The sequence below is a fragment of the Capnocytophaga sputigena genome (assembly GCF_900446695.1).
Lineage (GTDB): Bacteria > Bacteroidota > Bacteroidia > Flavobacteriales > Flavobacteriaceae > Capnocytophaga > Capnocytophaga sputigena.
The window spans coordinates 44,097-65,747 of sequence record NZ_UAVP01000011.1 but is presented as its reverse complement, the minus strand read 5'-3'; the positions used below and the strand labels follow the sequence as shown (position 1 = coordinate 65,747).

Annotated in this window: 13 protein-coding genes; 12 read left to right on the top strand and 1 reads right to left on the bottom strand. The window is 37.3% G+C overall.

Annotation, left to right across the window (positions count from 1 at the left end):
* Positions 1-11 precede the first annotated feature (11 nt).
* From DR017_RS14470 to DR017_RS12305, 8 genes are read left to right on the top strand one after another with little or no spacing between them, the layout of a single operon-like run.
* Entirely contained in the window at positions 12-818 is an 807-nt protein-coding gene (locus DR017_RS14470; protein WP_002678205.1) for a M23 family metallopeptidase, read from the top strand.
* Positions 819-825: 7 nt separating this feature from the next.
* Positions 826-1,026, top strand: a complete 201-nt coding sequence (locus DR017_RS12335; RefSeq protein WP_002678111.1) for a hypothetical protein — start codon at positions 826-828, stop codon at positions 1,024-1,026.
* 6 nt (positions 1,027-1,032) lie between these two features.
* Positions 1,033-3,165 (top strand): type IA DNA topoisomerase, encoded by a 2,133-nt coding sequence (locus tag DR017_RS12330; RefSeq protein ID WP_002678088.1) that lies wholly within the window; start codon positions 1,033-1,035, stop codon positions 3,163-3,165.
* The gene (locus DR017_RS12325; protein ID WP_002678286.1) at positions 3,162-3,452 is read left to right on the top strand and encodes a hypothetical protein; all 291 of its coding nucleotides are present in this window, start codon (positions 3,162-3,164) and stop codon (positions 3,450-3,452) included. The genes DR017_RS12330 and DR017_RS12325 overlap by 4 nt, the downstream gene beginning before the upstream one ends.
* Before the next feature lie 12 nt (positions 3,453-3,464).
* Complete coding sequence (locus DR017_RS12320; protein ID WP_002678067.1) at positions 3,465-4,163, top strand: hypothetical protein; 699 nt, start codon at positions 3,465-3,467, stop codon at positions 4,161-4,163.
* Between the two features lie 20 nt (positions 4,164-4,183).
* A complete protein-coding gene (locus tag DR017_RS12315; protein ID WP_232501545.1) occupies positions 4,184-6,205 on the top strand; it encodes a hypothetical protein in 2,022 nt (673 codons plus the stop codon).
* 18 nt (positions 6,206-6,223) lie between these two features.
* Complete coding sequence (locus DR017_RS12310) at positions 6,224-6,892, top strand: hypothetical protein (protein WP_002678077.1); 669 nt, start codon at positions 6,224-6,226, stop codon at positions 6,890-6,892.
* Positions 6,893-6,901: 9 nt separating this feature from the next.
* Positions 6,902-12,964, top strand: a complete 6,063-nt coding sequence (locus DR017_RS12305) for a DUF8464 domain-containing protein (RefSeq protein ID WP_002678050.1) — start codon at positions 6,902-6,904, stop codon at positions 12,962-12,964.
* Positions 12,965-13,010: 46 nt separating this feature from the next.
* Here DR017_RS12305 and DR017_RS12300 read toward each other — a convergent pair whose 3' ends face one another.
* The gene (locus DR017_RS12300) at positions 13,011-13,607 is read right to left on the bottom strand and encodes a hypothetical protein (protein ID WP_002678177.1); all 597 of its coding nucleotides are present in this window, start codon (positions 13,605-13,607) and stop codon (positions 13,011-13,013) included.
* Between the two features lie 336 nt (positions 13,608-13,943).
* Here DR017_RS12300 and DR017_RS12295 point away from each other — a divergent pair, with 336 nt between their 5' ends.
* The 4 genes from DR017_RS12295 (at position 13,944) to DR017_RS12280 (ending at position 21,611) form a co-directional block, all read left to right on the top strand.
* Complete coding sequence (locus DR017_RS12295; protein WP_002678277.1) at positions 13,944-15,011, top strand: PKD domain-containing protein; 1,068 nt, start codon at positions 13,944-13,946, stop codon at positions 15,009-15,011.
* A 25-nt stretch (positions 15,012-15,036) separates the two neighbouring features.
* Positions 15,037-17,514: an AAA family ATPase gene (locus DR017_RS12290; RefSeq protein WP_002678192.1), complete on the top strand. Its 2,478-nt coding sequence runs from the start codon at positions 15,037-15,039 to the stop codon at positions 17,512-17,514.
* A gap of 5 nt (positions 17,515-17,519) precedes the next feature.
* Positions 17,520-18,158, top strand: a complete 639-nt coding sequence (locus DR017_RS12285; protein WP_002678065.1) for a C40 family peptidase — start codon at positions 17,520-17,522, stop codon at positions 18,156-18,158.
* Between the two features lie 78 nt (positions 18,159-18,236).
* Positions 18,237-21,611: a type VI secretion system Vgr family protein gene (locus DR017_RS12280; RefSeq protein ID WP_002678270.1), complete on the top strand. Its 3,375-nt coding sequence runs from the start codon at positions 18,237-18,239 to the stop codon at positions 21,609-21,611.
* Positions 21,612-21,651: the final 40 nt, after the last annotated feature.

Below are 21,651 nucleotides of genomic sequence, written 5' to 3'. Positions count from 1 at the left end.
ACACCTGAGGAATGCAACCCAATAAAAAACATATCAAAACAATTGCCCTATACCTTTTCCTTTCTGCAATAGGTAGCACTTATGCGCAGTTCAATACACTCACCCCAAAAGTAGCGCCCGAAAAAGAGTACCAGAAATTTAGAGTAGTAGAGAATAATGAACTAAGTGATAGCAATGTAAGTGCAGAAAAAAAAGGCAGTGGCGTGTGGAAGCGATTGTTTCGAAGTGAAAAGGCAGCCCTTCGCAAAGAGGTAGATTCGCTGAAGACACTTATCCGTCAATCACAACCTACTGCACCTAATATCCTCAAACAGGTGCAAGACTCTATTATCTTATCCCTTGCTAAAAAGGCAGTAACTGAAACACATACCAAACAGCAGGACAATGAGCAACCTACTCCTACCAAAGAAGCCGTACGGCTCTCACTGCCTCTGAAGGGAGAATTGTACGTTACCTCTCATTTTGGAGAGCGTTTTCACCCCATTCTAAAGCAAGAGCGTATGCACAACGGCATTGATTTAAGGGCTAACTACCAACACATATACGCTGTTTTAGACGGGGTAATTAGCGGGGTAGGCAGGGATAGCAAAGGCGGAGGCGTATACATCAAAGTTAAACATCAGAATTTTGAAACAACCTACTGTCACCTATCTGAAGTCTATTACCGAGAAGGAGAAGCCGTAAAAGCGGGGTTTATCATAGGAAAAAGCGGTAATACCGGACTCTCTACCGCACCTCATTTGCATTTTTCAGTGAAACAGAATAATAAATATATCAACCCAGTAACATTTCTAAACAATTTAATATCTCTAAAATAACAAAACTATGAACGAAGAACAAAAAGAATATTTAGACAATCTTAAGCAAGAGGCGTTAGATGCCGTAAAAAATCTATTGGGATATCTAAAATCAATGCGCCCTAATGGTTTTATCTCTACAGAAGGAGAAATAGACGCAAGAGATGTATATGTAGATATAATGTATCATTTACGTGATTTTATCTACAAAAGAAACTCTATAAAATAATTGATTATGTCTAAAACCCTAATCATAGCCGAAAAATCAACTCAAATGCGTGAGTACGCCCGCGCATTAGGTTTTACCCTCAAAGGAGGCCATTACGAGAAAGGCGATACTATCCTTTCCTGTGCAGCTGGACACTTGTTAGAACTTGCTGAAGATACCGCCTATCGAGGGGAAGGAAAATGGGATAAATCCTATTTGCCCCTGCTCCTGCAGATAAAAGATTATAAGTACGTACCTAAGAAAGAGGAGAACCGACAAGCCCAACTCAACAAGTTAGGCAGCTTACTGAACAGTCCTGAAATCGGTAATATCATTGTTGCTACTGACTCCGACCGCGAGGGAGAGCTTATTTTTAGGTACATCTACAACTATTTTAAGTGCAAGAAACCCTTTATTCGTGTGTGGGTATCGGCATTAGTTGATGAAAATATTCGTGAAGCCTTTGCCCACCCTATCTACAAGCAGGGTGACCCATTTTTGGAAAACCTTTGTAAAAGTGGCTATGCTCGTACTTTTACCGATTGGCTCATTGGCGTAAACGCCACCCAAGCAGCCACCCTCCAATTAGGGCAAGGTAAATTGCTATCGATAGGACGCGTACAAAGTACTATTTTAAAGATTATTTGTGATAGGTACATCAAGAATAAGGGGCACGAAAAAACCTATACTTACAAAATTATCACTAATCATTCTTACAATGGTACTACCTATACGACCGAGAGCCCCATATATGAGAGCAAAGAGCAAGCCCAAGCCGTTTTTAACGGACTTTTGCCCGCTCATAGCTTTGTGTCTCACGAGGTGAAAAAAGTGTCTAAAAACCCGCCTCTATTGCATACGTTGGACAGTTTGACGATTGTAGCTAACAAACTCTATAAGTACACGCCCGACCAAGTGTTGGCGTCTGCTCAAAAGCTGTATGAAGGTAAATATTTGTCCTACCCGCGTACTGAAGACCCCTATATCACTGAAGAAGGATATTACAACCTCCAAAAGTTCTTTGTCGGTTTGTGTAGAGATTTTTTGGGCGTTACCAACTTTTCTTTTATGGGAAAACCCAAATCGGTAGATGATAGCAAAATAACAGGTTCACACGATGCTTTAATACCTACAGGTTACACCAATGGTTTAGAGAGTTTAGCCGAGCGGGAACGCCGTGTATTTGAACTTATCCTATATCGCTGTTTAGAGAGCTTTTCCGAGAGCTCTCAATATGAAAAAGGAATATATCTTTTTGACAATCAAGGAACGCCTTTTAAAACCAATACTAACAAACTGTTATATGCAGGTTGGGAGCGTTACACGCCTAAAAACAAAACAGCAGCTACTGATGAAGAGGGTGAAGCAGACGATGAAAAAATTACTGTTTTGGATCTACCTTACAGGCAGGGCGACGCGGTCGCTATCGAGGCGAAAAACGTTCGTGAAATTGAGAGCAGACCTCCCGCTATATACACACCTGCAACCCTTACCGATGATTTATGTAACTTGGACAAGTTCCTACAAGAACAATCGCCCGAATTACACAAGAAATTATCATCTCAGTTTGAACTAAAAGGCTTACAAATTGGTACCAAAGGAACTCGCCCTGGCATACTTGATACACTTATTCAAAAAAGGCAGTTTATCACCTTGCAGAAGAACAAGTATTTGCCTACAGAGTTGGGGCTACAGTTTTACAATGCTATCAAAGATTTAGAAGTGGTGAATGTAGCCCAAACGGCTCGCCTTGAGTATCAGCTAAAGCAGATAACAGAAGGAAAGTTATTAGTAACACAGTATTACAATAACCTATTGCAATACGTGCAGAATATGGTACATAACATCTTTAGCATTGAGGCTACTGTTAAGGTGGAACGCCCTACCTTGGGAACTTGTCCCAAATGTAAACAAGGGCAAATCGTGGAGGGTAAAAAAGCCTTTGGCTGCACCAACTATAAAAACGGTTGCGACTTTACCATTTGGAAAGAAGTAGCCCATAAAACCATCACCGCCAAGCAAGTGGCCGACCTTATTGCCAAAGGCAAAACAAGTTTGCTAAAAGGCTTTAAAAGCAAGGCGGGTAAAGACTTTGAAGCGTACTTAGTACTCAAAAATTATAAAGTAGATTTTGAATTTAAAAACAATAAGAAAAAATGACAAAACAACAGAAATTAGAAATTATTTGCAACGTTATATTACTATTGATTTTTATAGTAATTGTTGTATCAGTAGTTTATTTTAATAGCTTGGTTGTAGGTACTTTACAATCTATCGATGATTCGACTCTCATTACCTCTAAAGAAGCTCAAATGGCTAATGAGTTAGCTATTCTTATTAAAAAATCTATAGCTCCTGTTAATCTAATGTTGGGAGTATGTATAGGGCTATTAGCTCCTGAATTAATCAAGATGGTGAAACAGTTAATTAAATTTAAAAACAAATAAATCAGTAACAATATGAACGAACAATTACCTACATTAGACCTAAAAGAGTATGGTATTATGAGTGAAGACAATACCTTCTCTAAAAAGCTCTCCAACAAGGATATTGAAAATTTCCTTAAAGGACACGCTATGATTGCCGATAATGGTAAAGACCGTTTGATTTTCCTCCTGACGGATAACAAAACTCGTCTAAATGTGAATATCTATCAGCGTGACAAAACCATTGACGAGATTGTAAAACAAAGTCAAAAGGAAATTGTCTATAGTCAGCTAAATGAACTCACCAATAGTAAGTCCATAGATATTGAGAAAAAAGCCTTTATCTACGACCAAAAAACACAACAAGTAACCGAATATGACCTGCTCAAGGATACTGAGAAAATCGCTCAAGTGGTTGCAGAAAAAAAAGATATTCAGGAAAGTAACCGTTTTAAAAATGAGCTTCTCAAACTCAAAGGCTATTTCCAGGATAAAATTGACAAGTTCCCTGAGATTGGCAAAGAAATCACCAATAATCTAAACATTGTATCCAAAACCATCAGTACCATAGACGATACTACACCTAATGAAAGCCAATCACAAAAGCAACAGCAGTCTAAACTCTGTTTAGATGTGAATGACGACGACCTCTATCAAGATGCTAATCGTCACCGTGAACGAGAAGAGCAACAAGAACAAGAACAACACCGCCATCGTGGTTTTAGAAGATAATAACCTAAAAAACTAATCAAATGCAAGACATACAAATCAGTATCGGACAGCAATTCTATTCCAAAGATTACGATGAAACACTACAAGTGCATAGTATCCGTGAGCAACCCAACCCTAAAATCTATCTAAGTGGTACCTCTTCTAATAGAGAAGTTACTCTTTATAAGTCTGACATTGTGCGACTTCTTAATGAAGAGAGATTAAAAGAGGTGAATACACCTAAAAAATCTTTAAATACCGATATTCTCAATAGTTTTATGGGTGATTTAGCTTGGGGAAATGATACTGAAATGAACAGACTCAAGCAAGTCTACCTATCATTTTCTCCTCAAGAGAGAGATTTTGTAGATAAAAACGCTGTGAGAGAAGGTGCAAACTCTATTGAAGAAGTCTTTGAAAAAGTACTATCAAAGGACGAAAAAGAGAAATTAGAAAACAAGATTAATAACTTTTTAAACACTGTAAAACAAATGGAAACAACAGAACAAAAGGAAGCAAAACAACAGCCTACAATAGACTTGCAAATAGGTCAAAAACTCCATTACCAAGAGGACGTTTTTGAAGTAACAAAATTTGCAAAAGATAAAAATGGCCAAGATATGGTCATTCTAAAAGACCCTTCTATAGGAAGTGGAATAGAAATCCCTTGGTATCGGTCAAAATTAGAAGAAGTAATAAATAACGGGCAATACAAACTTGCCGAAATAAATCCTATCAAACAAATGAATACAGCAGAACAAGAAGTAGCCGAAAAATTCAAAGAAATGCCTAAAGAACTCTATCCTTTAGCAAAAGCTTATGCTCTTTCTGAAGACCAAGAGTTTGATAATTATAATGCAGACTGGGGTAATACTAAATCTGACAAAATTGAAGCATACAAAGCTTTAAAACAAAACTTCCCTGAAGAAGTTGTAAAGAGTGTAGAAAAAATGGTTGATGACAATACCTATACACAAAGCAAAGAAGTTAATAAAGTATATGTAGCCAACATTGTAGGCATTCTTGACAACATTGAACAGCAACAAAGTCAAAACAATGATGTAAAAGTAGGTCAAAAATTCCAATTCAAAGAGAGTAACTCAGTTTTAGAAGTTGTTAAGATTGATAAAAATGCTCACCGAGATGGTAGCGATGAGCTAACAATGAAACCTATAGGCGTAAATGTAGGTAACCAAGAGTTCAACTGGAGCAAGTTAGCTTTAGATACTGCCATTAAGGAAGGAAAAGTGGTAGAGATTACCCAGCAACAAGCACAATCCTCTCCTCAGCTTTCAGAGCAGCAATCCAACCAGCTAAACTACCTCAAAAACCAAGTAAAATATCTTGGTTTAGGCGAAGACACTAAACTGCACAAGAACTTAGAGAATGCTATACTATCTCCTGAAGATAAAGTAACTGTTCGCGCTGATTACAACTACCCCGACCGACTGATGAAAGGAAATACCGTCTCATTCGACTTGAACCTCACTAAAACCGAACAAGGAGGCGTGTTTTTAAACTCTTATCGCGCAAACCTCACCACTAAAAATGGCGAGGAACGCTCTCAAACCTTTAAAGTGCAGAAAGAAAACAACATTACTGCCAAAGAAGCTATCAACTTACTTGAAGGGCGCTCAGTAAAAATAGAGCACGATGTAGTGAATAAAGAAACGGGAGAGCTTTCACGTACGGAAAGCTTTATCAAACTCAATATGAAAGAGCCTAAAACAGACTATGGCAACTACAAATACGAGTGGTACAACAAGAATGCCTATGGTGTGGATATAGATAACATTATGCAAAAATCCAACTTAACATTTGCTAATGATATTGAGAGAGAACGCACTAAAAAACATTTGGAAAAAGGCAATATCACTCAGGTAACTTTCCAACAAGAAAACCGTCAAATACAAGGTTTTGCAGTGTTAAACCCTCAGTGGAAAATGCTCAATTTGTACGACAGCACTATGAATAGGCTAACTATCCAAAATCAATTGGTAAAACCCGAAGTTACTCAGTCTCAACAAAAGAACAACGTTCCTGAACATAGTATTTCACGATAACACTTTAATTGATAAACAATGAAAAAAACTCTTTTTCTCTTTTCTGCATTGCTGTGCTTTTCTTGTAGTAAAAAGGAGATTAAAGCCGAAAAGGGAGGTATTGATATAGTGTCCAACATCTATTTCAATGCCTCCAAAGGCTTAGATGATATGAAAAGCGTTGTTATCTCTAAACTCAATTACAAAGGTGACACCCTTGTAGAACTTGTTCCTTATGTTGATGAACCTGAACTCACTGAAAAAATCTTTATCATTACCGACTCACTTGCCTTTGATATCACTGACAGAAACCCTCAGCAGTTCATATTTTCAACGCTTTCTAATGTTCCTTCTATCCCTAAACACAAAAAAGAACAAGGAGCAGTATTCAAATCGCAACACCTTTTGAATTTCGATTACCGAAAAGACCTCAGTGATACTATTCTTTTTAAAAAAGAATACAAGCGTTTTAGGATAATTACTCCTGAGAATTACACAACTTATTATATTCATCCAACTGATACCCTTTTACCTTACACACTATATAAAAAAGAAGGGGATAAATATGGAGGGCGTATAGAGCGTATAGATTTATACAACAAACTAAACGATGTGTTTATATCCTTACAACTCCTCCCTCGTAAAGAGTGGGATAGTAAGGCTAAAAACATTTTTGAGTTCAATGATTTTATAGAAAAACACAAATAAATTTATCCTATGGCTACATTTTCACCACAAGATATTGAAAATATTGTGAATAACACTTCCATTGTCGACTATTTCTTCTACCTTGAAAGACAAGGCAGAGTGAAATTTGACCGCCAACGCGGACACGACTACTATTTTCTTACGGATAACGAGAAATTTTCAGTAGATGAAAAAGGCTATTATGACTTTAAAGCGGGTAAAGGCGGTCAAATTTTCAAAGCTGTAATGGAGCTTGAAAAGAAAACTTGGAAAGAAGCTGTTGAGTTTCTGAAAGACTTTTCTAATACTACTATTAGCCAAAGTGTTAAAAATCAAAAAACAGAAAATAAAAGACCTACTCCCACTCAGCATTACACAGAAAAAGCCCCCAGCACTAAGATTACTCAAGTGACTATACCTAACAATGATAAGTTGTTAGAATACTTCGCAGGGCGTGGTATCTCAAAAGAAATTCTACAACAATACGCTCAACAGGTACATTACCGCAATAATAGTGATGGTAAAAACTATTTTGGTATTGGTTTACGCAATCAATCAGGAGGTTATGATGTACGTAATCCTTATGTCAAAGCCAAAGTAGGAGCAAGTGATATAAGCATTATAACTGGTACTCGCAATGAAATGGTTGTCTTTGAAGGAATGACCGATATGTTTTCTTATCTGCAAATGGCTAAAGATAATGGCAAACCTAACGACCGTACATTGGTAGTGCTAAACTCTATTACCAACACAGGTACTTTTATTGAGCAATTTCAAAACTATACAGGTAAAATACATTTGTTTTTAGATGGAGATAAAGCAGGTAACGATGCTACTCAAAACATACTCAACAATCTGAAGAACAGCATAGACCAAAGAGGGGCTTATGGAATAGGTAAAAGTGAAGTAAAAGACTTGAACGACTATCATTTAAAAGTTTTTAACTACAAGAAAAACATAGAGCAAAGTAATGCCTCTGAAGAAATAAAATTACAAAAAGGAATGAAAGCGGTAAACAAAAGTACGAATGAGACTTTTGTCATTAGCTATACAGCTGATAATTATATAGATTTGAAACGTGAATACGATAGTCATATCGCTAAAGTAAATAGCGTTCATTTTCATCAACTCAGTGAACTTTTCAACGATTATGATTTTTTTGATTTTAACAATAAAAGATTGTTTCTTTCTTCAAAAAACACTATCTTTGCCGATAATAATAACATACAAATTCACACACAAAATGGAAGCACTACAATTGAACCCAATCGAGTATCCTCATCTCAGCCAATGGGAGAGCAACCACTTGAACCAAACCTTAGAGAACCTCTCACGCCAAGCCAATCCCAGCAAGAAGGAGATAACCCAAGCCGACAAGCAATGGGCAGCGACAATGTTGGAAATGGACTTAGCAGCTCAGAGCGGAGCTATTTGGGAAGACGAACAGGAAGACCCCAAATGGGCAGCCACAACGGAGCACAACCGCAAATTCTACCTAATCAAAGACCTCTTTCAACAGAAGAACATCAAAGCTCTGGAAGAGATATTCCAAACGGAGACCGATCTCAACCTCAAGGAGATGGCAAACAATTACCTAAAGAATCTGTACGACCTACCCTTTTAAACAAACCTAACAACACGAAAGTCAGCAACGAGGAAATAACAACCTTAGTCAATTCGCTGACTTTCGTTGCTGATGATAATACTATCCAACTCAATGAAGGTATACAAATCACTGATGAGATAAAAAACACCATTAGCGAATATAAAAGTGGCGGTATTACCAAAGATAATCGCGGGGTATTAGATGAATACTACACCGATGAAAAGTTAGTGAATGCTGTACGCAACCTTATCAAAAACAATTTCTCAGGTAAGCAGTCTATCAATGTATTAGAACCCAGTGTAGGTACGGGTAACTTCTTGCATGCTACCGATAATTTAGGACTAAAAACCAATGTCTCTGCCTTTGAAATCAATGAAACTACTGCCAAAATAGCCAAACTTCTACACCCCGAAGCCTCTATCAATCTACGTTCCTTTGAAACGGAATTTATAACCGATAAAGGTATTAAAAAAGACTTTTCTCCTCAATACGATTTAGTGATAGGTAACCCTCCTTATGGAAACCATAGAGGACTTTATTTGGGTTTAGGTGAAGAAACTAAACTCCCCCGCTACGAAGATTATTTTGTAAAACGCTCCCTTGATGTAATGAACGAAGGGGCTACTCTCGCAATGGTACTTCCTTCAGGTTGGCTCAATAGACAGGATAAACTCTCAGGTGCTGAACTCTCTGAGGCGTATCGTCTGCCTAACGGAGTTTTCAAAGCCACCGATGTAGGTACTGATATTGTAATTCTTAGAAAGAATAGTCAGGCGCAAACCCAAAATATCAGCAACTATTTTAAGGAACACCCTCAACAGATATTAGGTGATACTTTACAGCGCAAAAACCGCTTTGGTCGTGAGGAGGACTACGTGAAAGGCAACTTAGATGATGCCCTTACACGCCTACAAGAGTTTACTACCAAAAAAGTCATACAACCTGAACAAACTCAAACAACACGAGAGGTACAACTTGATATGTTTTCAACTTTTGAGAGTGCTCCTGCCAAAGAACCTATTGCAGAAAAAGAAGAAGATGTTGTTGTGACTACTGTCCCTAATGAAGAGTATAACAATTTACTTGTTGAAGCTAAAGAAAAAGTAGGACAAGCAATTAATATCTTTAGGAATATCAAGTTTAAATCATTAGCAGTCATTACTGAATGGGATAATTATGCTGCCTTACTGAGAAAACTCGATAGAAAAAATACTAAATTTACCAAAGAAGAACTTTCGGATATTAGCAAGAAAGCGGATAGCATTATTCAAGAGCATACCCCGAAATTTAAAAAGGCACAAGAAGCAACGGATATTGAAGTTGTTGCTAAAAGCAAAAAACAAGCCATAGAAAATACTGGTGAGTACAAAGTACAATCCACTCCAGAGATTAGCAAAAAGACACTCAAATATCATTTTGTAAAAGATGATATCGTGGTAGATACAGCTTTACAGAATAGTCATAACATCACTCCTGAGCAAGTAAAAGCCTTTACTGATACCAATTACAATGGCGAAATAGCCAATCCTGAAATACACGCCCAGTATGCTAATTATTACAAGGGAAAGTACATTCACGATTTTTACTATGCCGAAGGAGATATTTACGAAAAATTAGAACGTCTAACAGTTGATTTTGCAGGTAGATTAGATGATGAAAAACTAAAAGCACAATATAACAAACAAAAATCTCTCTTACAAAGCGTTTTACCTCCTAAAAAACAGTTAGAAGATATTATCATTTCACCTAATCACGAGTTTGTACATAATTTTGATTTAGGAAAAGTGGAGAAAGAGGTCTATAACAGCTATATGAGGCGCTATGATATGGTCAAAGTAGATTATAATTTAGCGGATAAGTTCAAAGACTTTGTTTTAAAATTACCAAGCCAAGCCCTTGAGCCCTCTTCTTCTTGGGAGGTCAGAGAATTTGTAGACAACCAGGCGGTAACAGGTAGTGATAAAGAGCGCAATGCTTTGATACGTGAACGCCGTAAAGAAGTGGCTAATAACCTCTTTCAAAAGTTTCTACGTGAAGAACTTCCTAATGGCCTTAAAGAGCGTTTTGTAAACGAGTTCAACCGCAAATACAACAACCTCCATATACCTGACTATTCTCAGTTCCCTTTGTTCTCTAAAATAAACCAAAACTTCAAAGGCAAACCTTTAGAGCTAACAGAAGTTCAAAAAGCGGGTATCGGTCGTCTTACTACCAAAGGAGTTGGGCTATTAGCCCACGAAGTAGGATTTGGTAAAACCCTTTCAGGGGTACTTTCTATGCACGAGGCTATGGAGCGTGGCAATGCCAAACGTCCTCTTATTGTCGTACCTAATGATAGTATCTTAAAACAGTGGGTAGAAACTATTTTTGAAGCTATTCCTAATGCCAAAGTGAATGTATTAGGCAACCTTGGTAAAGATTACGATTTGTCTCATTTTGACAATAAAGACGGTGAAATAACCTTAGTAACTTACGAGGGGTTTCAGAATATCGGCTTTAGTGATGAAATTACCCAACGATTGGCTGAAAAATTCTCTTATATCAACAAAAAGGATGTTGATAGCTTAGAAAATCCTATTACGGGAGGTGTTTCCGATGAAACGATGCGTGAGATAGAAATAGCTATTGCAAAAAAAAAGAAAATGCAGGGAATAATGAAACGAGGCAAGGTATACGACTGGGAAGATTTTGGTTTTGACCACCTTACTTTTGATGAAGTACACAACGCCAACCATATCGTAGATAAGGTACGTATCGAGGATAGGCGTTTTGCCTCCGATTTCCGCAGTCAGAACCAACGCCCATCAAAATTGGGACTCAACACTTGGGTAGCTTCTCAGTATATACAAGAAAATTACGATGGGCGTAATGTTACTTTACTTTCTGCAACTCCTTTCACTAACAAGCCGTTAGAGTATTATTCTGTATTATCCCTTATTGCCAATCAGCGATTAGAAAAATCAGGCTATTTCAATGTAAATAACTTTTTTGAGACCTTTATGGAAGCCGACAACGATATGGAAATTGATGCCAAAGGTGATGTAAAGTTTAAAACCAATGTACGCAGGTTTAAGAACAACGCGCTGTTTCAACAACTTCTATCCGAGTTTATTGATATTAAAGGCGAAGAGGATAACCCGCAATTGGTACGCCCTAACCGTATCAATAAGGAATACAAGATTGAACAAAATGAGTTTACAAGAAAAGAATATGACACCCTAAACCTCCTTTTTGACGAAAGTGAAGAAGGGGCTATTCTTTCTCACATCCTCAATGCAAGACTCATCGCTTTTTCTCCTTACCTCTCTAAAAATTACGAAGGTGATGTAGACAAAGTAAGTACTAAAGATTTTATAGAGAACTCTCCCAAACTCAAAACTACAATGGACTTAATTCGTCAGAACAAAACCGACAAGCCTGAAGCGGGGCAAATCATCTATTCTGAGTTGGCAGTACAACAATTTCCTCGTCTCAAAGAGTATTTGGTAGACCAAGTAGGCTACAAATCCGATGAAGTAGGTATCATCACTGGGGCTACCAACAAAAACCAACGTTTGGATATTCAAGAAAAATTCAATGCGGGTAAGATAAAGATAGTTATTGGCTCAGAAGCTATCCAAGAGGGAATGAACTTGCAAGAAAACACTACCGATATGTACCTTTTAACGCTACCTTACAACTTTACCTCTTTACGACAAACAGAGGGACGAATGTGGCGACAAGGCAACAAATGGGAAAATGTACGTGTGAATTATATGCTCACCAACGATAGTATTGATGTGTTTATGCTCCAAAAACTACAAGCCAAGCAATCTCGTTATATGGAAGCTATCAAAAAAGGGGCAAATATCATTGATGTGTCTGATGTGGATACACAGGAACTCAAAACTGCTATCATCACCAACCCCGAAACACGGGCTGAAATTGAAGTAGAGTTAATGAAAAAACGCTATGAGAATGAGAAAACCAAACATGCTGCCGATTTAGGTTTTATCTCTCGCAAATTTGAGGAATACAACAAAGTGTACGAAGTATATGTAAACGCTCAAAAGCACTATAAAAGAGTAAAAGATTGGGCTAAAGAAGAAGCAAGTGATTATTGGAAAGAGAAAGTACCTTATGAACAACTACAAGTAGAAAGGGCTAAAAAAGAAATCGAGCAAGTAATTGAAAAACTGGCGAAAAAGGGTGTCAATATAGCCGATTTTCAACATCAGCAAGAGATTGTAGAAAATAAAATAGCCTCTATAGACAAAGCAATCAATGAGGAATTACCGATTATCCGCGAAAGACTTATTACGCAGTACAAACAAGAAAAGCAAGAGCGCCTCAATGCCCCGCAAATAAACTTTGTAGAAGAACGGGCTGAAGAGAATAAAACATTCTTTAAACTTCGTCCAACTGCTGAAAATCCTGAGAATAAGGTTGTAGAAAATAAAACATCTCAAGATGAGCAGCAGCGCACTTACAAAGCTTTTAAACGATAATAAAATACCCCTGACAAGCTTATACTTATCAGGGGTATTTTTATATCTATTGGCGTACAAGATTGTACTTATATTTGTACTTGTAGGCTAAACCATATTTTAATTGCAATTCTATTAGCTTGTTAGCGTAGTCAGGAGCTGTTGTGTCTAACTGTGCAAATTCCTTTAGATATTCTTCGGCATTAGTTAAATTATCCAAATTAGTATCTGTTATTAAATAGAAAAAGTCTGTGTTTTCAGCTAATAATCTGTTATTCTCAATAGAATAAGTAGCTAAAGGCAACTTATTTTCTTCATTAACTATTTTGTTGCCTAAAGTTGAGTATTTTATTTCTTGAAAAGAATACTGCCCCGTTTTATCGGTGATTTTTAGTCTCTTTTCATTGTCAAAAACTACTTTAACTGTATAGGTTTGATAATTACTTTCAGGACTACCTAATAAAGCTCCATACGATTTTTTAAAAAGTTCTAATACTTTACTTTGTTGTGCAGGTTTTTCTGCAATAACTTCTGCTGTACCTACCCAAGTTCCTAGCAGCTTATTGTTATCTCCATTATTAGTATTAGTAGGAGTGTCGTCAGACTTAGAGCAGGCAGTCATTCCAATTGCCATAAAGGTGAGTAAAAATATTTTCTTTACCATTGTTGTTAAGTATTAAAATGTTAATGTTAAGTTATTGATTTGATTGTGCAAAGATACACATTTAATTAGTAATTTCAAAAAAATATTCTTTTAGATTACATATAATCAGAGATAAAACAAAAAATATTAGAAAAATCATCTTAAAAGAAAGTACCTATAGAACATCTATAAGTAAAAAATACTTTAATTCCTTTGTTTTACATTTAATTAATATTCAACATTTTAAAATTTAATTACCTAAAAAACTGAAAAATATTTTCTTTTTTGTTGGTTGTTTCGTCAAAAAATATTAATTTGCGCCTCTAAATTACTATTGTTTCTTTAATAAGAAGATATATGAATTATAATTCTACTGGTTTTTTTCCTAAATTTGACCCTAAAATCTATTGGAGTTTTGGAGTACTCCTTTGTCTTGGTATTTTCTTATTCATTTTCCAATGCTCTCGTCACGTAGATTGCGAGGAGGCTAACTTCTATGTCTTTGCTGATAACTATGCTGTGAAGGAAGTCATTGAGTTTGGTGATAAAACAAAAAATGCTAAATCGTGGAAATGGGATTTTGGCGATGGTTCTCCTGCCGATTTTAGACAGCGTACTTTTCACACCTATGAAAAGACTGGAGAATATGTGGTAACTCTTACTATCAACGGCTCTTGTACTTCTCAAAAGGTGCTTACCATTACCTCTCTCAATCAACAAGTAGGCTACCTGCCTACCATCAAAGCTCCTGATGTGGTCTTCTTAGGTGAAACCACTAAATTCATAGGACAAAAACAAGGAGGCATCTCATTTGAGTGGAGTTTTGGAGAAACTTCCTCTACTGATGCTGTGGGTGATTCTGTAACCTATAAGTTCAAACGCGTAGGACAAAAGAAGATAACTCTTATCGTCAATGGCGATTTAGACCACATTGCTACCAAAACTATTTATGTAGCCCCTAAACACGTAGTGGCTAAAGAGCCTATAGATATGGAGAGTTATGTATATGAACAACCTCATAGCAATTTTTCGCTGCCTATGGGGAAAGCACAGAAAGACCCCTTGGTAGATATGCTTACCAATATTCCCGTAGCTCCAAAAGCTCCTAAAAAAGAGGACACACCTCCTTCTGCAAAAAAAGTCCCTGATATCTCTAATGAACAGTTTATCCTACTTCTCAATGGGGTAGCCTCTCAAGCTAAAACCAAAGATGATTTCAAAGACTATCTTTGTGAGAACTACCAAGTCCCTGTAGTTATCAATGACGATAAAATCGTACCCTTTGCACAGTTTTGCAAAGAAATTTCTGGAAAGAAAGTAAAAATAGAAAATTTGCGCCTGCAAAAGGACGTTAATAACGCTTGTATCCAAAATATATATGTTTATTACAAAGTAAAAGGAAAAATATTTTGGAAAAAAGGATAATAACAATCATAAAAAATACAAAACAATGGAAGAAAAGAAATTGAGCTATGCCCCAGAGGTTACTAAAGCATTAGAGATAGCACAGAAAATAGCTCGTGAAAATATGAATGCTCGTTACTCTGGCGGGCACTTATTGAAAGCCGTTCTCAACAGAGATTTACCACTCTTAAAGCTCTTGGAATCTAAAGGTGTCGATGTGTTCTATTTAGAAGAATGGGCTGAAGTGCGCATTGAGGAAGCTCTAAAAGCTACCAACACTTATTCCTGTGACCCCGATGAAGTGATAGACACTATCTTCACTGAAGCAGAAGCTATTCGAGAAATTTTAGATGAGGAGGAAATCTCCTTATGGGATGTATTTATAGCATTGAGTACTCAAGGAGTAGCTTTTAATTTCGACCAAATGAAAACCTATCCTGTAACTCGTGCTGAACTCTTAGAAACGACCCCTCTTCCTGCTGCCTCTGCCGAAAAACCTTTTTCTTCTGCTCCTCTTTCTTCCACGGCTAAAGGGTTTTTGCAAAAATATTGTGTTAATAAAAAAGATGTCCTCAAAGCTAAAGCCTCAAAAGAAATACCTGTTGGCAGAGTTGCCGAAACTCAAAAAATTACCGAAATACTGTGCAGATTTAGCAAACAAAATGTGCTTATCATAGGCGATTCAGGTATAGGAAAAACTACCCTTATCAATAGTTTTGTACAGAAGGTTATATCTAACCAAGTCCCCGATGTGTTGTCTAACTTAGCTGTATTTGAATTGGATATGGGAGCCCTCATAGCAGGAGCTTCCTATAAAGGTGAAATAGAAGACCGTATCAAGAACATAGCCCAAGAACTCAAGCAATATCCTAAATCAGTACTTATCATCGAGGAATTACACGCACTTTTAGGTAACTCTTTTGATTCCTCTATGGCAAATCTACTTAAAAGTGAACTTACTAAAGGACTCACTGTCATAGGCACTTCTACTATCGATGAATTTACCAAAAAAATAGAAAAATCAGGTTTAGAACCTTTGTTTGAAAAGGTAGAATTGCAAGAAAGTGATGATGAAACCCATTTTAGAATGTTGCGTCAAACCCTTTCAGCTTATGAAAACCACCATCATATAGCCATAACCGATGAGGCAATTTGGGAAGCCATACGTCTTTCTAAAAGGTATTTAAAAGAGAAAAGTCTGCCTGCCTCAGCGATAGACCTCATAGACCATACAATGTCAGTTGTGAAAACAGCAGGAGCATCTTTCTTAAAAGAAAAAAATGCCTTGCTTACACAAATAATTCACTTGGAGGACAATACACAAGGTTTTACAGAAGAGCAACGCAAAAAGAACGCTGCTTGGTTATTGAATGATATCAAACAGCGCATTCCCTTTTTGTTAGATGCCTCTACCCTTTTAGAAGAGGAACAAACTACTACTTTTGAAACTGCTGATAACCTATTGAGCTATGGACGCAAACTCATTACCGAAGCTGAAAAAGTAGCTCAAGAAAAACGTTCTCACATCACCGAATGGGATTTAGCCGTACTCATCTCTCAAAAAACGAATATTCCTATAGGCAAACTCAAAGAAGAAGAAAAACAGCGTTTGAGTGATATGGATGCTATTCTTTCCGAACGGGTAGTAGGGCAAGACCACGCTATTGCTATTATCAGTGAGGCTGTACTCGAAAATCGCTCCGGATTGAGCAAAGCAGGACAACCGATAGGTTCTTTCTTCTTTTTGGGACCTACAGGAACAGGGAAGACAGAATTGGCTAAATCTTTAGCCGAATTCCTTTTCCAAGATGAGAACGCCATTATCCGTTTTGATATGTCTGAGTTCAAAGAAGAGCACTCGGCAGCCTTACTCTATGGGGCACCTCCAGGGTATGTAGGCTATGAGGAAGGTGGTTTATTAGTGAATAAAATCCGACAAAAACCTTACTCTATCGTACTTTTTGATGAGATAGAAAAAGCCCACGCCTCTGTATTTGATGTATTCCTACAAATAATGGACGAAGGGAAGTTGCACGACCGTTTGGGTAAAGAAGGCGATTTTTCTAATGCCATTATCCTCTTTACCTCCAATATAGGCTCTGACTTTATTGTCAAATCCTTTACTGAGGGGAATATTCCTTCCTCATCTACTCTTTTGGAGATAATGAGTCGTTATTTCCGACCAGAGTTTTTGGGACGTCTTACCGAGATAGTACCTTTTGCACCTATTAGCAAAGAAAATGCTCTAAAAATCTTTGAAATACATTTGAAAAAAGAGCTTTTAAACCTAACAGAGGGTATAAACATCTCACTCAATATTGCTCAAGAAGTAAAAGAGCATTTAGCAGAACAAGGCTATGATGCCACCTATGGAGCTCGTCCTTTAAAAGGTATCATTCGTGCTAAGTTACGTCGTCCTTTGGCTAAGAAACTTGTAGCAGGTGAATTTAAAGAAGGAGATACTATAGAGGTACTCTGGGAAAATAATGAAGTCGCTTGGAAAAAATCGAACATAACCGAATAAATAGAATGAAACACTTAAAAATACTTTTCGTTACTTTTAGTACAATTGCATTATCATCTTGCTCATCAAGCCGTTACCTTGCTGAGCTTCCTTATCATTACCCTACCGATGCTTTCTACAAAGCAGTATTAGCCCAAAAGAAACAAATCAATGAGCAATATACCTTGGTAGATGATAAGGGAGAAAACCTATCCGATAAGGAATTAGCCTTAAGAGAGAAATACTCCATTATTTTGGCTGTACCTCCTAAAAAAATCACTAATTATAAGCTCTATGCTTTTATAGATGAGTGGATAGGAACACCTTATAAGGAAAAGACCTTAGAAAAACAAGAGGGGGCAGATGCTTCTTACTTTATACAAGCCTTGTTCAGTGAAGTGTATGAAACTACTTTTCCCAAGACTCCCGATGGCATCTTCCGCTCTAAGGATTTACAACTTTTCACAGGGCGTACTTACTTGAAAGAAGGTGATATTTTGTTCTTTAGATACGATAAGTTCAAACCTATTTCCGATGTAGGCTTATATTTAGGAAATGGCAGGATATTGGCTTGTACCACACAAGGGCTAAACATCTATGACTTCAATGATGAGTACTTCCAAAAACGCTATACAAGTGCTGGAAGGCTCAAAGAGAAAAAGTAGATTTTTTATTCAACCCCTTGTCCATTCAAAAAATCTTTCGTACATTTGTCCTCAACAAACACAATAAACTAACTACCAATGGAAAACAACACTCACAACACCTCATCAGTCCCAGGCCGTGTGAACGACCCTCAAACTCTTGCCCGCTTTGCTTCCATAAAAAGTTATGACGACTATGTAAAGGACAAAAACAACCCCGTGGTAATGGTTACCCTCACCCTCGGCGACCAACCCTTTCTAAACAAAAACCACTTCGAAACCTTCCTTACCCAGCACACCAATGCCCACGACGAATTTACCATCGTAGTAAGTGATACCGCTATCGATGATTTTTACGGGCAAGTGATGAAAAACTCCAAAAACCTTCTGGGAGAAAAAATTACAATTCATTTTCACCAAAAAGGCAACATTGTACAATCCTTCAAAGGAATTATAGCCAATATCTGCAATAAGAAAAACGAAGGAGGTGGCTACGGTAATTTATATATTTCAGGCTTTGCTCCCAGTATATTGTTAGACAGCGGAAAAGAATGCCAGTCGTATGAAAATAAAACCCTCAAAGAAATAGTAGCACAAGCTACTGAAGAATATAAAGAAGTAACTATCAACACCGATGGCTTACTCAACACCAATTACCAAATCCCCTATGTAGTACAATACAAAGAATCCGATTATCAGTTTATCCAACGCCTTGCCCGTCGTTACGGTGAGTTTTTCTATTACAATGGCACCCAGTTGATGTTCAACAACGAAACTCAAAAAACAGTAACTCTTTTAGAGGGAGGAGACCTGATAAATGTAGAGTTTGAACTAATGATCAAACCACAAAATTTCTCTTATATTTCTTACGATGTAGAAACAGGCAATACCGAACAGAAAACAACCCAAGAAGTCCATTTGCAGGACAAAATAAACCCTTTCCAGTATGCCGCAATCAAAGCATCTGAAAAGGTATTTACCAAGAAACCAACAATTCCTTATAATGCAATCTCCGAACAATTTAGAGGTGATTATTTAAAAGATGTAGTTCGTCGTGAGAAAGAAAGCCGTGAGCAACTGATGCAAGTACGAGGCAAAAGTAGAAATCCACATCTGCGCATAGGAGGCTTTATAAAGTTAAAGGATATCAACGATAAGCCAATGGAAAGCTATCGCATTATCGACATCAAGCACCACCAGTCGGGGTATGATTATGAAAACGAGTTTATCGCCATCCCCGATGTGTATATCGCTTACTATTACGACGAACAAGCCCTCCCACGAGCTGAACAGCAAGTAGCCCGAGTTACCGATAACAACGACCCTAAAGGCTTAGGGCGCGTGCGTGTACAGTTTATCTGGCAAGAAAAACATCAAACCAAAACCCCTTGGATACGCGTAGTACAACCCCACGCAGGAGGTGGCAAAGGCTTTTACTTCATCCCCGAAATAGGTGAAGAAGTATGGGTAGACTTTGAAGACCAAAACGCCGAACGTCCCTTTGTAGTAGGCAGTAACTACAACGGTAAGGAATACAGTCCTTTCCACAACACAAACAACGATATCAAAGGCATACAAACCCGTAGCGGACACAAACTCGTCTTCACCGAAGACGAAAGCATTTTACTCTCAGATAAGAACGGCAATACCCTAAGATTCGACACCCAAGGCAAGAACATAGAGATTTCTGCCCCTGAGAATATCTCATTGTGCGCAGGTAAAGACCTCAATCTTAGTGCCGGCAACAATTTAGTGATGGACGTAGCCAACACAGCTTTCTTCAATGTATTACAACAAATGCTGGTAACTACTCCATTTATGAAACAACTCATCGCCGACTATTTCCACACCCAAGCTGGCAAAGCCCTAATAAACTCCGACCAAGAGATAAAGATAGAAGCCCGAGAAACCAATGTAGCAGGTACTGAAAAACTCTTTATCCACTCCGATGAGTTGGCAACGGTAAACTCTAAAGGGCTGCTTGAGGTGAAGGGAGAGCAAGGAACAAAGCATAGTAATAAGGCGGAAAGCCTTGCTCAAGACCCCGTTGTAATTGAAGGCAAAGCCTTAGTAATGTTTAGACCTAATAGCGATTGGGAAGATGACTCTGCCTCAAGTGATAACCCTACTTATGGCTTTGATTGGTATAGAGAAAATGACACTAACCTAATAGGTGATACAGCACAAATAGACACGCTTATGGGGTTCTATCACAATAATGACACTAATACTCCTTTTCAGCCTGAGAGTAGTACTGCGGTAATCGAAAAATTTAAAAGTGAGTATAGAAATGTAACAATAGATCGCGATGGCACACCATATAGGTATTTTGTGCCTAAACTTATCCTATATAAGAATGAAAATGAACAAGTAAGAAGTGTAGCAGTTCTTGATATCATATATGATGTGTATGAAGAGCCTAACAACCTCTTTATAGAATATGAGAGTCAGTTTTTTAATATTAGTGAACAAGGTGTTACTGTAGGACCTCCACCACCACAACCCCCTCTCCCAGAGGTAGCTTACACACCACCAGAAGGATATAACATATTTAAAATATCCTCAAAATCAGTTGGAAATCATAAAAGCATTACTGTTGAAATAGAGTGCTTAAAGCCTTTTGGAGATTTAAACGGAAAACAGATAAAAGCGTATGCTCTTACAGAAGGTACTAATGGGCAACCTGCGCAGAAAAAGATAGTAGGTGTCTTGGACGTAATGCCTAATAGCAAAGCCAATCGCAAAGTGGTAAAACTGCTAATGGTGAATGTGATCACGGATGTAGACTACAATGGAGTAGCTGAAAAAGGATATGAAGTAGCAAAGCTGTTAGAACAAAAAAAATACTTACGTAAGTATTTAAGAAATTCCTTAATAGATCCTATATTTAAAAAAGTAGATTTAGATTTGAGTGGTATAACACTTAGAGATCAGTTTAATAGAGCCTATACTCGTAACAACAATTTATTATATAATACACCTACAGGTCATCAACATTTAAGTACTTATTTAAAGGAAAATCTTAAAAAAAAGTTAAAAGCTATATTAAATGAAAGATTAAGGGGAAAAACAGTCAATCTGGAAGCAGAGTATAATAAAAGATATAAGGATTACCTCCCTATATTCTTTTTCTCTCAAAGATATTTTGATGATAGTCTAACTACGACAGCTTATTATACCCCTAATAAGGCAGTAGTAACTACAAGCCGTATAAAGCCATTTGTGATAACACACGAAGTATACCATAGTTTGGGTTTACCTCATTCCTTTGAGAATAGAAATCATATTCCTCAAACTCTTCAAGGAGGAAATAGAGAAATACAAAGTAATGGAGAATATTCATTTGGATACCAAATGACCACCAATATTATGGATTATTCAGATCACAGGAATAATCTATTCTATTGGCAAATAAAAATAGTTCGTAGCAAAGCGGCTCCAGAACCTAACAATTATAGACCTGAACAGTTATGAAAAAATTGATCACAATTAGTTGTTTACTATTGGTAAACCT